Source organism: Erwinia sp. PME.40.26/001 (assembly GCF_055556675.1).
Window position 1 is genome coordinate 1 of the sequence record NZ_JBVHNP010000009.1, and the last position, 12457, is coordinate 12457.

Genomic DNA, 12457 nt, shown 5'->3' on the forward strand with positions numbered 1-12457 from the left:
AGTGAAACGCCGTAGCGCCGATGGTAGTGTGGGGTCTCCCCATGCGAGAGTAGGGAACTGCCAGGCATCAAATAAAGCAATAACCCCGACCGAAAGGCCGGGGTTTTTTGCGTTCAGGCTCCGGGAAAAAAAGCCGCAAAACTGCGCAAAGAGTGCATTTTTGAAGATACTGCACGAAATAAAACCTTAAATAAGGTCTTCCGGGTGGTTAAAATTGCGAAATGCAGACTCTGCATGGGCAAATAAAACACTGTGTCCCCCTGCCTGCTGAAGAAAAAGCAACAATTTACGATCCCCACCGGCCAGGTAGTGCTGCAGTGAACCCGCAAGACTGTGGTGCAGCAGCGCCAGGGTGGGATGCTCACGATCTTCTGTACGTGCCCACACTGCTCGTGCCTCCTCTTTATGCTGCCAGAGATGCTGAACCAGATCGGCAGGCAGGCTGGGCGTATCGCAAGACGTAAAAATAACCCATTCTGTTTGTGCCTGTTGCAGGGCGGTCAGCATGCCCGCTAACGGACCCGGGAAGTCAGACAACGTATCTGATATCACCGGAAATCCACTCTGTTGATATACCTCAATATTACGGTTGGCATTAATCCATACAGTAGTGACCTGGGGCTGTAAACGCTGTAAAACGTGTTGATACAGCGGCCTGTTCTGCCACAGTATGAGTCCCTTATCTTCGCCACCCATACGACTGCCTCGCCCGCCGGCCAGGATCACACCGGTTATTGCTACAGGGATTGGCGGTGAGTCGATCTTCATTTGTTTTATACCCTATGCTTACTCAGGGTTTCTTTATACAGGGACAACAGCATGAAATGCCATCGCCTTAACGAATTAATCAGCTTGCTGCAACCGGCCTGGCAACAGGATCCGGATTTGAATCTGGTCGCATTTTTACAGAAGTTAGCCGATGAAGCCGGCTTTAAGCAGCCTGTGAGTGAATTAACCGATGATGTACTGATCTATCATCTTAAGATGCGCGGCAGCGACAAAAATGCTGAAATCCCGGGTCTGAAGAAAGATTATGAGGATGATTTCAAGACGGCACTCTTGCGCGCGCGCGGAGTGATTAAGGATTAAATCAGCCTGCCGCCCGGTCGCTGAGACCATTTAATGATATTCTTGCACCTATTCTTTACTGATGATCAGCGAGCCTCCCGGATGAAAGAACCTGCCTTTAACTTCCACGCCCTCACGCCAGATACTATCCTTGATGCGCTGTGGGAAACCGGGCTGCGGGTTGAATCTGGCCTGACGGCGCTCAACAGTTACGAAAATCGCGTGTATCAGTTCTCTGATGATGACAAACGGCGCTACGTGGCCAAGTTTTATCGACCGCAGCGCTGGTCGCAGGAGCAAATAGAAGAAGAGCATCAGTTCGCCACAGAACTGTTTGCCGATGAGATCCCGCTGGCTGCTCCTCTGACCCTGCAGGGCTCAACGCTTCACCAGCATCAGGGCTACTGGTTTGCTGTTTTCCCCAGCCTGGGGGGGCGTCAGTATGAAACCGATAATTATGACCATCTGGAGTGGGTAGGCCGTTTTCTCGGACGCATCCATCAGGTTGGCCGTCGCAAGACGTTTGCCGCCCGACCAACCATCGGTTTACAGGAGTATATCGATGAGCCGTTGCAGGTGCTGACAGACAGTCCGCTGGTTCCGTCGAAGCTAAAAAGTGATTTACTGGCCAGTATTGGCCGGCTGCGCACAACTTTACAAAACTGCTGGCATACTCAGTGGCAACCTCTGCGACTGCACGGCGACTGCCATCCGGGGAATATTTTATGGCGCGACGGTCCACTGTTTGTGGACCTGGACGATGCGCGTAATGGCCCGGCAGTGCAGGACCTGTGGATGCTGATTAATGGTGACCGTCAGGAGCAAAGGCTGCAATGGGATATTTTGCTGGAGGCCTACGAGGAATTTTGTGAGTTCGACACTCATGAATTGTCACTGATTGAGCCTTTACGTGCTATGCGGATGGTTTATTATCTTGCGTGGGTTGTCCGCCGCTGGCAAGACCCGGCTTTCCCGGCCAGTTTTCCGTGGATGACGGATGAGGATTTCTGGCGCCGACAGATTTCCACTTTTAACGAACAGAACAAGCTGCTGCAGGAACCCCCGCTCCAGCTTGCGCCTGTTTTCCAGGTGTGATCACCCTTTGGTTCGCCTATTGAGATGTATTCAGGAGAGAGTTTGACGATGAAAAAGATTTTGTTTGCGCTCGTTGGTATGGTTCTGGCATTCAGCGCTTCTGCCGCACAATTTACCGATGGTCAGCAATACGTTACGCTGGATAAACCGGCGACTGGCGAACCTCAGGTTCTCGAGTTCTTCTCATTCTTCTGCCCACATTGCTATCAGTTCGAGCATGTCTGGCATGTAAGCGATGCCGTGAAGAAAGCGCTGCCGGCTGACACAAAAGTGACCAAGTACCATGTTGAGTTCCTGGGTGGCGAAATGGGTAAAACCGTGACGCAGGCCTGGGCTGTGGCGATGGCGCTGGGTGTGGAAGACAAAGTCACTGCCCCTATTTTTGAAGGTGTTCAGCAGACACAAACCATCACCGATCCGGCCAGTCTGAAAGCGGTATTTGTGAAAGCTTCGGGTATCAAGCCTGAAGAGTATGATGCTGCCTGGAACAGCTTCGTGGTGAAATCGCTGGTCGCCCAGCAGGAGAAAGCCGCTGCTGACCTGGATTTGCGTGGCGTGCCTGCGATGTTCGTTAATGGTAAATATATGGTGAACAATGGTGGCCTGGATACCAGCTCACAGGAAAACTTTGTTCAACAGTATGCCAACGTGGTGAAGTTCCTGATTTCTCAAAAGTAAGCCCCTGACGATTTGCAACACGCCGGCCAGCCCGGCGTGTTTTTCCCTTCGCGACAAAATTATTATCGTAAAAATGTGCTTTCCTCAGTGAGAGATCGCGGATCTTAACTCACGAGCGTCAATTTATATCCACATCACTCATATTACATAAAACCTGAAGCTATTCCTGGTGTGAATAAATAACCAAATGATTATAAAGAAAAAATAATCGTACCTTTTCAGTTTTCCGCACAAGTTATTCCATGTTGGTAAATTTACACACAAACTTATCCACAGAACGTTCATGCGAAGTGCTGCGCAAAATGACCACCTGATGTGGATTAATCGTCGTTGAGATTTCATCTTTCAGGGTCAGCTGTGGCATCCTTACTCCTAATCAAAAACCAAAGAAGAACGTGACGACTTATGGCTCAAATTGCAGAAAACCCGCTGATTCTGGTAGATGGCTCTTCCTACCTGTACCGTGCTTATCATGCGTTCCCTCCGCTGACCAATAGCGCAGGCGAACCCACCGGTGCAATGTACGGCGTATTAAATATGCTGCGCAGCCTGCTGCTGCAATATAAGCCAAGTCATGTGGCAGTGGTATTTGATGCCAAGGGTAAAACCTTCCGCGACGAATTATTTGAAGAGTACAAATCACATCGCCCGCCGATGCCGGACGATTTGCGTGCCCAGATTGAACCGCTACACGCGATGGTAAAAGCGATGGGGCTGCCGTTGCTGGCGGTTTCCGGTGTGGAAGCCGACGATGTCATCGGTACGCTGGCACTTGCCGCAGAAAAAACCGGCAAACCCGTGCTGATCAGTACGGGTGATAAAGACATGGCTCAACTGGTGTCAGCTAATATCACGCTGATCAATACCATGAATAATGCGATTCTGGGCCCGGATGAAGTGGTGGAGAAATACGGTATCCCACCGTCGTTGATCATTGATTTCCTCGCCCTGATGGGTGACTCCTCCGATAATATTCCTGGCGTGGCAGGGGTGGGGGAAAAAACAGCCCAGGCCCTGTTACAGGGGCTGGGCGGTGTAAAAGATATCTATGACAATCTGGATAAAGTGGCAACGCTGACGTTTCGTGGCGCGAAAACCATGGCGGCCAAGCTGGAGCAAAATAAGAAGATGGCTTTCCTCTCCTATCAGCTGGCAACAATTAAAACCGACGTTGAGCTGGAATTAACCAGCGAGCAGTTGACGGTGAAAGAGCCTGCAGTGGAAGAACTGCTCGGATTGTTTAAGCATTACGAATTCAAACGCTGGATTGTCGATCTGGAAGAGGGGAAATGGCTTCAGGGCAATAAAGGCAACGTTGCTGCGAAGAAAGTTGCTGTGGCTGAAAGCCAGCTTGCCGTGGAGGAATCCACCCGCGTGCTCTCTTCAGAAGGCTATGTCACCATTCTTGACGAAGCAACGTTCGACGGCTGGATGAAGAAATTACAGCAGTGCGCGCTGTTTGCCTTCGATCTGGAAACGGACTCACTGGATACTCTCAGTGCCAATATTATCGGGCTGTCATTTGCCACTGCTCCCGGAGAGGCGGCCTACCTGCCGGTGGCACATGACTACCTTGATGCCCCGGAGCAGTTAGATCGTCAAGCGGTGCTGGCACGTCTTAAGCCGCTGCTGGAGGACCCGAAAGCACATAAAGTCGGCCAGAACCTCAAGTACGATCGCGGCGTGCTGGCAAACTATGGTATCGAATTGCAGGGAATCGCGTTCGACACCATGCTGGAGTCCTATGCGCTGAACAGCGTAGCGGGTCGCCATGATATGGATACGCTTGCAGCCCGCTGGCTGAATCATAAAACCGTCACTTTTGAAGAGATTGCCGGCAAAGGCAAAAATCAGCTGACATTTAACCAGATTGCTCTTGAGGAGGCGGCACACTATGCCGCAGAAGATGCCGACGTCACGCTGCAGCTGCATCTGAAAATGTGGCCAGAGCTGGAAAAAGAAGCGGGGCCGAAAGCGGTCTTCGCGCAGCTTGAGATGCCGCTGGTACCGGTTATTTCACGTATTGAACGTAACGGTGTGTTGATTGACCAGAATATACTGGCGGCGCACTCGCAGGAGCTGGGGAGTCGTCTGGCGGAGCTGGAGCTGAAAGCCCATGAGCTGGCAGGCGAACCGTTTAACCTCTCTTCCCCGAAGCAGCTACAAACTATCCTGTTTGAAAAGCAGGGTATCAAGCCGACGAAGAAAACCCCGGGGGGAGCGCCGTCTACCAGCGAAGAGGTGTTAGCCGAGCTGGCGCTGGACTATCCGCTGCCGAAAGTGATTCTGGAGCATCGTGGCCTTTCCAAGCTGAAGTCCACCTATACTGATAAGCTGCCGCTGATGATTAATCCCCACAGCGGACGCGTACATACCTCGTATCATCAGACGGTCACCGCGACGGGCCGCCTCTCTTCCAGCGATCCAAACCTGCAGAATATCCCGGTGCGTAACGATGAAGGACGACGCATCCGTCAGGCCTTTATTGCACCGAAGGGATATCGCATTGTCGCGGCTGACTACTCCCAGATTGAACTTCGCATCATGGCGCACCTGTCACAGGATAAAGGATTGCTTACAGCCTTTGCCAGCGAACAGGATATCCACCGTGCTACCGCGTCTGAAGTCTTTGGCGTGCCGCTGGATAAGGTCAGCGGAGAGCAGCGCCGAAGTGCCAAGGCCATTAACTTTGGTCTGATTTACGGCATGAGCGCCTTTGGTCTGTCGCGTCAGCTCAATATTGGTGCCGGAGAAGCGAAGAAGTATATGGATCTCTATTTCGAACGTTACCCTGGGGTGCTGCAGTACATGGAAAGCACCCGCGAGCTGGCCGCAGAGAAAGGCTACGTGTCAACGCTGGACGGCCGGCGTCTGTACCTGCCTGATATTAAGGCCAGCAATGCCATGCGTCGTAAGGCGGCTGAGCGGGCGGCGATCAATGCCCCTATGCAGGGGACCGCGGCGGATATCATTAAACGCGCCATGATCGCTGTTGATGCGTGGCTGATGCCTGAGACCAGCGGGGACGTAAAAATGATCATGCAGGTACACGATGAGTTGGTGTTCGAGGTTCAGTCCACTGCCGTGGACGCGGCATCGGCGAAGATTCGCGAATTGATGGAAGGCAGTATGAAACTGGACGTTCCGCTACGGGTTGATATCGGCGTGGGCGATAACTGGGATCAGGCACATTAAGGTTTAATCCCGGTGCGGCGGGCTGTTTTGATTCTCAGCACAGCCTGTCGCTTTACACGGTTCAGCTCTTCGTCGTTTTCCCTGCTTAACGTCACCTCTGCTAACCGTCTCAGCTAAAACACTTTTTTAGTAATTAAGCTACATGTTCGATGGTTTTCTGTGACTTGAGTTGGATAATGGATGTTGTTTTCTGAAAATTAACTACAAAAAACCCTTTTGAGCGCTCAAAAAATGAGGTAAAGTTTCAGACGTAGGGTACAGAGGTAAGATGTTCTATCTTTCAGACCTTTTACTTCACGTAATCGGATTTGGCTGAATATTTTAGCCGCCCCAGTCATTTATGACTGGGGCGTTTTTTATTGTCTTTTACCCGTCACACCTGACATCACCGCTGGGTCAGCGGCGATCACCTGTTCCGATGGTTTTATGTTCGCATGAGGCAAGAAAGAGTGTCTTGCTGCACAGTCAGACGGTGGGTGACAGATCGCCGTTCTTAGCCGGTGACTTCTTCTTCCGTTGCCGGAGGAATATCGCGGTACCAGCTGTCCAGCTTCTGGCTCAGTTTATCCACGCCAATTTTTTTCAGGGATGAGAACGCTTCAACATCCACCGTACCGAGGAAGGTTTTTGCTTCTTCACGTACCGCATTCAGCTGTGCTTTACGCGCGCCAGAGGCCAGTTTGTCGGCCTTGGTCAGCAGGATCAGGACTTCAATTCCACTCTGTACCGCCCACATGACCATTTGACGGTCGAGATCTTTCAGCGGATGGCGAATATCCATCAGCACAACCAGCCCTTTCAGACAGTTACGATCGCGCAGATATTCTGCCAGCGCGCGCTGCCATTTTAACTTCATCTCTTCGGGAACCTGCGCGTAGCCATAGCCTGGCAGGTCGACCAGGCGGTAACCTTCCGCCACCTGGAACAGGTTAATTAATTGGGTACGCCCCGGCGTTTTACTGGTACGGGCGAGGCCCTTCTGATTGGTCAGCGTATTCAGTGCGCTGGATTTACCTGCGTTAGAACGTCCGGCAAAAGCAACCTCAATGCCGGTATCGGCAGGCAGGTGGCGGATATCAGGGGCGCTGGTGACAAAATGGGTGACGTGATAATTCCAGCCAGACAAAATAGATACTCCAGATAAAAAAGGGCAATTGCGCTGATTATACCCTGTATGGCGTCAAAGCGCCCGGTAAGACACTGCCCGAGCGGCCGCTGTGAGACATTGACCATTGGTGTTGCCAGCACTCTCTGCATTTTGCGTTTTTAAAAATGGATTTTTTACTAATTTTCAGAGGGTTAAAAAAACACCTAAAAAAACAGAGTAAAAATTACCTGCGTCACCTTGTTTGCTGGACGGGTTAGTCTACATTTGTAGCCAGAAACAGGATATTTCACTTCAGGATGAAGCGCTCATGGAGTATCAGGACGATCGCGGGCGGGGCAGGAGACGTGCACAGGCGTGCGCGACAGGGACTCAGGAAGGTTCACAGGATTGAGCAAAGGCAAAGGAAAACAGGGATGCTGGCTGCTAATAAGGACGCTGACAATGTCAGTCCTTCCGCGGAAGGTGCGAAAAAAGGCGACAGGGTGACCTGGCGCCTTTTTTCTTTGCCTGCTTTCTGCTAGATTTCGCGGCAATTCTATACTGAAGATAAACGTCTGAGAGCAGAAACCATGAAGCAACCCGCACGCACGCCCCAGGATAAAAAACCGGGAGCTAAAGTGAAACGTAAAACGCGTGATGAGATCAACCAGGAAGCGCGTGACCGCAAACGTGATAAAAAGCACAGCGGCCATGCTTCCGGTAGCCGCGCGAACCCGGTCACTGAAAGTCAGAAAAACGCCAACGGCAAACCGGCTAAAGATCCGCGTATTGGTAGTAAAAAACCGGTCGCGCTGGGTAGTGATGCAGTGGCCAGCAGCAAGCCAAAGCCGGTTAAAGCCGCGAAGCCCGCCCCCGAGAAAAAAGTGAACCTGTCGCCGGAAGAAGAGCTGGCGAAGCTGGAAAATGATGAGCGTCTGGATACCCTGCTCGATCGTCTGGAAAATGGCGACGCCCTGTCGGCAGAAGATCAGGCCTGGCTCGATGCCTCACTGGATCGCATTGATGTCCTGATGGAACAGTTAGGTATTGCCCTGGACGATGGTGCTGAAGATGAGCAGGCAGAAGAAGATATGTACCGTCTGCTCAAGGGCAAGGATTGATCGCCGGCGATAGCCTGTTTCTCTGACGTTCCTTGAGGCAGCGCAAATTAGCGCTGCCTTATCCTTATAGGGTTTTTGGTGATGATTTGGCCTGGATCAATGATTGCGCTGATTCTGCTGTGCTGGCTGGGGTGGTTATTCGTTAAACTACAGCGGCTATCGCGGCTGAAAACCCGGCTGCGCAGCAGGATCGTCAGCCAGCAGCTTCCTGTCACGCGGCGGTCAGTGCGACGACGATAAGGGAAGTGAGCATGAAAACGCAGACCACCGAGTGGGATCTCCCACTGATCCAGAAGTACAACATCGCCGGCCCCCGCTATACCTCTTATCCGACCGCCCTCGAATTCCGTCAGGATTACGATGAATCCGCCTTTTTGCAGGCAACGCAACGTTATCCCGATCGCCCTCTGTCGCTGTATCTGCATATTCCGTTTTGCCACCGACTCTGTTACTTCTGCGGCTGTAATAAGCAGGTGACGCGCCAGCAGCATAAGGCAGATGAGTATCTGGATGTGCTGGTGCAGGAAATTGCCGAGCGTGCGCCGCTGTTCCGCCAGCGTACGGTGAGTCAGATGCACTGGGGCGGCGGTACGCCGACGTTTCTCAACCCGGCTCAAATCGGCCGCCTGATGGCCTGCCTGCGCCAGCATTTTCACTTTGCCACGGACGCTGAAATCTCGATTGAAGTCGATCCGCGAGAAATTGAACTCAACGTGCTCAACCATCTGCGTGCAGAAGGCTTCAACCGCCTGAGCATGGGGGTACAGGATTTCAATAAGCAGGTGCAGGAGAAAGTGAATCGCGTACAGGATGAGGCGATGATCTTTGCTCTGATGGCCCGGGCGCGTGAGCTGGGCTTTGCCTCCACCAATATTGATCTGATTTACGGCTTGCCCCTGCAGACGGCAGAGAGCTTTGCCTTTACCCTGCAAAAGGTCGTTGAGCTTGATCCTGACCGCCTCAGCGTTTTTAACTATGCCCATATGCCGGCGCTCTTTCCGGCCCAGCGTAAAATTAAGGATGAAGACCTGCCCGACGCCCGGGAAAAACTGGATATTTTACGGCAAACCATCGCCACGCTGACGGCACAGGGGTATCAGTTTATTGGTATGGACCATTTTGCCCGCCGTGACGACGAACTGGCGATGGCACAGCGCGCGGGCGAGTTGCATCGTAATTTCCAGGGCTACACCACGCAGGGCGACAGCGACCTGCTGGGCATGGGCGTGTCTGCCATTAGTATGATCGGGGACACTTACGCGCAGAATCAGAAAGCGTTGAAGCACTATTATGCGGATATCCGGGCAAAAAAAACGGCCCTGTGGCGCGGTCTGCAGCTTAGCGAGGATGACTGCCTGCGTCGTGACGTGATTAAAAGTCTGATCTGCAATTTTGCGCTGTCCTTCAGCGAGATTGAAGCCCGTTATAGCATCGATTTCCGCCGGTATTTTGCCGCCGATCTTTCAGCGCTGCTGCCTCTGATTGAGGACGGGCTGGTGGAATACCAAGATAATGGCCTTGTGGTCACTGCTAAGGGACGATTGCTGATAAGAAACATCTGTATGTGCTTTGATCGCTACCTGCGGGAGAAAGCGTCTGGTGCGCAATTCTCACGGGTGATCTGACTGGTGGGTGTGAAGGAAACAACAGGTCGGCCCCTGCGGCGATCTCACGGGTAGTGACCTGCGGGGATGTTGCAGGGGCGGACCTTTTTTCCGATCCGCCCGGATGACGTACCTGACGGTTATTCCATTCCCAGCTCTTTCAACTTACGGGTCAGCGTATTCCTTCCCCAGCCCAGCAGACGCGCGGCTTCCTGCTTATGGCCCTGAGTATGACGCAGGGCGGTGGTGAGCAGGGTCCGCTCCATCTCTGGCTGGGCTTCTGACAGCAGGTTTTGATGACCGGAACGCAGCGCACGGTCTGCCCACTGTGCCAGCAGCGTTGCCCAGCTGTCCGGTAGGGACTGTACCGGGTTTTCCGGGGTCGAGGTTTCAAACAGCTCCGGCGGCAGATCCTGAATCAGTACTTCCTGTCCGGCGGCCATCACGGTCAGCCAGCGGCAGGTATTCTCCAGCTGACGAACGTTACCGGACCAGTGCAGACGCGTCAGTGCGGTTTCTGTTTCCGGATGCAGAATTTTGGCCTCCACACCCAGTTCACGTGCGGCGACCTGGAGGAAATAGCGCGCCAGACGTGGAATATCTTCCCGACGCTCGCGCAGCGGGGGCAGATGCACGCGGATCACGTTCAGGCGGTGAAAGAGATCCTCACGGAATTTTCCTTCATGCACGCGCAGCTCAAGGTTCTGATGGGTGGCGGCAATAATACGCACATCCACCTTCACCGGGGCGTAGCCGCCGACGCGATAGAACTGGCCATCGGCCAGCACGCGCAGCAGGCGGGTCTGCACATCCAGTGGCATATCGCCAATTTCATCCAGGAACAGCGTGCCGCCGTCGGCCTGCTCAAAGCGTCCCTGACGGATCTGACTGGCACCGGTAAAAGCCCCTTTTTCATGACCAAACAGTTCGGACTCGATCAGGTCTTTGGGGATCGCGGCCATATTCAGGGCGATAAACGGCGCTTTGGCGCGCGGACTGTGCCGGTGCAGCGCGTGGGCCACCAGTTCTTTACCGGTACCCGACTCGCCGTTGATCAGTACGCTGATCGACGAGCGCGACAGGCGACCGATAATACGGAACACATCCTGCATCGCCGGGGCTTCACCGATAATATCCGTGGTAGGGCCACTCACCGGTTGATTACGCGGCTGCTGCTGTTCCTGGTAGTGACTGATGGCACGTTCAACCAGCGCCACCGCTTCATCAATATCGAAAGGCTTGGGCAGATAATCAAAGGCGCCCTGCTGATAGGCGCTCACAGCGGCATCCAGGTCGGAGTGCGCGGTCATAATGATGACCGGCAGCATCGGGTGTCGCTGCTTGATCTGCTTCAGCAGAGCCAGACCATCCATCCCGGGCATGCGAATATCTGACAGTAAAACGTCCGGGGTTTTGCTCGCAAGCGCTTCCAGCACCTCACTGGCGCTGTCAAACGTTGCACAGGTTAAACCGGCTCCAGTGAGCGCGCGTTCAAGCACCCAGCGGATGGAGCTGTCGTCATCGACGATCCAAACTATCCCTCGTTGCATAGAAACCTCACTGGCGAATAGGCAGGTAAATCGAGAATTCAGTGTGTCCAGGCCAGCTGTGGAACTCTATTTTTCCCGAATGCTGATCGATCAGGCTGCGGGCTATGGATAATCCCAGCCCGGTTCCGCCCTCGCGGCCGCTCACCATCGGATAAAATAGCGTGTCCTGCAGCTGTGCCGGAATGCCGGGGCCGTCATCCTCAATATCGATGCGCGCCACCAGGCGATAGCGTGTGCCGTGCAGCGTAAGCTGGAACGCCGTCCGGGTTCGTAAAATAATGGTGCCACCTGCCTCACCCAACGCCTGCAGGGCATTGCGTACGACATTCAACAGGACTTGCTCTATCTGGTCGGGATCGTGCGGCAGCTCCGGCAGGCTTGGGTCGTAATCACGAACCAGCGACACATTGTCGGGCAGCTCCATCGACACCAGATTGACCACCCGTTCCGCGACCTGATGGATGCTCTGTGTCACATGCATCCCCGGCTGTTGCGGGCCCAGCAGGCGATCGACCAGATTGCGCAGGCGGTCGGCCTGTTCAATGATGACCTTGGTGTATTCCGTTAACGCCGGGTCGGGAAGCGCTTTGGCCAGCAGCTGCGCTGCGCCACGTAACCCCCCCAGCGGGTTTTTAATTTCATGAGCCAGACCGCGCACTAAATCACGCGCGGCGACCTGCTGCGCATGTTGAAGCTGCTCCTGACTGAGACGGCGCTGATTGTCCATCGGTGCCATTTCCAGCAGAACAAGTCCATCGGGCAGACGCTGTGCAGTCAGCGACATCACGTGCGCCCGGCTGTCGACCACCAGGGTGACTTCGCTGTCGGTAAAGCCTTGTCCTGCGTCCAGACTTTCGAGCATGACCTCAATATTCAGGGAAAAATACCCCATTAACTCCGGCAGGGGAGTACCAAACAGCTTGCGGGAACTTTGAGCCAGCAACTGCTGTGCAGCGGGGTTGGCGTAATGGACCACCAACTCACTATCAACCAGCAAAATACTGTTGATCAGTGAATTAAGGATCTGCCCAGCATCGGGCGGCGTGCCGGTAGCCATAC

The 12457-nt window shown here is 53.6% G+C and carries 12 protein-coding genes; 7 read left to right on the plus strand and 5 right to left on the minus strand.

All coding sequences use genetic code 11. The features are described 5' to 3' along the window. Positions 1 to 186: 186 nt before the first annotated feature. Positions 187 to 768 carry a molybdenum cofactor guanylyltransferase MobA gene (gene mobA / locus ACZ3HG_RS19200; protein ID WP_191935384.1) on the minus strand — a complete coding sequence of 194 codons (582 nt, stop codon included), beginning with the start codon at positions 766 to 768 and terminating at the stop codon, positions 187 to 189. Between the two features lie 51 nt (positions 769 to 819). Here mobA and ACZ3HG_RS19205 point away from each other — a divergent pair, with 51 nt between their 5' ends. From ACZ3HG_RS19205 to dsbA, 3 genes are all read left to right on the plus strand, one after another. Further along, positions 820 to 1089 (plus strand): YihD family protein, encoded by a 270-nt coding sequence (locus ACZ3HG_RS19205; RefSeq protein ID WP_191935383.1) that lies wholly within the window; start codon positions 820 to 822, stop codon positions 1087 to 1089. An 81-nt stretch (positions 1090 to 1170) separates the two neighbouring features. After that, on the plus strand, positions 1171 to 2163 hold the full coding sequence (locus ACZ3HG_RS19210; protein WP_465333929.1) for a serine/threonine protein kinase: 993 nt from the start codon (positions 1171 to 1173) through the stop codon (positions 2161 to 2163). Positions 2164 to 2211: 48 nt separating this feature from the next. Beyond that, on the plus strand, positions 2212 to 2841 hold the full coding sequence (gene dsbA / locus ACZ3HG_RS19215) for a thiol:disulfide interchange protein DsbA (protein WP_465333931.1): 630 nt from the start codon (positions 2212 to 2214) through the stop codon (positions 2839 to 2841). 235 nt (positions 2842 to 3076) lie between these two features. Here the strand turns inward: dsbA and ACZ3HG_RS19220 are convergent, their stop codons facing one another. After that, positions 3077 to 3205: a hypothetical protein gene (locus ACZ3HG_RS19220; RefSeq protein WP_274604303.1), complete on the minus strand. Its 129-nt coding sequence runs from the start codon at positions 3203 to 3205 to the stop codon at positions 3077 to 3079. Between the two features lie 41 nt (positions 3206 to 3246). Between ACZ3HG_RS19220 and polA the strand changes: the two genes are divergently transcribed. Next, positions 3247 to 6036 (plus strand): DNA polymerase I, encoded by a 2790-nt coding sequence (gene polA / locus ACZ3HG_RS19225; RefSeq protein WP_465333933.1) that lies wholly within the window; start codon positions 3247 to 3249, stop codon positions 6034 to 6036. Positions 6037 to 6304: 268 nt separating this feature from the next. After that, the gene (gene spfP, locus ACZ3HG_RS19230; protein WP_071892919.1) at positions 6305 to 6352 is read left to right on the plus strand and encodes a small protein SpfP; all 48 of its coding nucleotides are present in this window, start codon (positions 6305 to 6307) and stop codon (positions 6350 to 6352) included. Positions 6353 to 6529: 177 nt separating this feature from the next. Here spfP and yihA read toward each other — a convergent pair whose 3' ends face one another. After that, positions 6530 to 7162, minus strand: a complete 633-nt coding sequence (gene yihA, locus ACZ3HG_RS19235) for a ribosome biogenesis GTP-binding protein YihA/YsxC (RefSeq protein ID WP_465333935.1) — start codon at positions 7160 to 7162, stop codon at positions 6530 to 6532. A gap of 551 nt (positions 7163 to 7713) precedes the next feature. Here yihA and yihI point away from each other — a divergent pair. Then, complete coding sequence (gene yihI, locus ACZ3HG_RS19240) at positions 7714 to 8244, plus strand: Der GTPase-activating protein YihI (protein WP_465333937.1); 531 nt, start codon at positions 7714 to 7716, stop codon at positions 8242 to 8244. Positions 8245 to 8495: 251 nt separating this feature from the next. Then, positions 8496 to 9869, plus strand: coding sequence for an oxygen-independent coproporphyrinogen III oxidase (hemN, locus tag ACZ3HG_RS19245; protein WP_191935377.1), 1374 nt, complete (start codon positions 8496 to 8498; stop codon positions 9867 to 9869). Between the two features lie 119 nt (positions 9870 to 9988). Here the strand turns inward: hemN and glnG are convergent, their stop codons facing one another. Together glnG and glnL are read right to left on the minus strand one after the other, a co-directional pair. Then, positions 9989 to 11398: a nitrogen regulation protein NR(I) gene (glnG, locus tag ACZ3HG_RS19250; RefSeq protein WP_191935376.1), complete on the minus strand. Its 1410-nt coding sequence runs from the start codon at positions 11396 to 11398 to the stop codon at positions 9989 to 9991. A 7-nt stretch (positions 11399 to 11405) separates the two neighbouring features. After that, positions 11406 to 12455 (minus strand): nitrogen regulation protein NR(II), encoded by a 1050-nt coding sequence (glnL, locus tag ACZ3HG_RS19255; RefSeq protein WP_062747002.1) that lies wholly within the window; start codon positions 12453 to 12455, stop codon positions 11406 to 11408. Positions 12456 to 12457 lie beyond the last annotated feature (2 nt).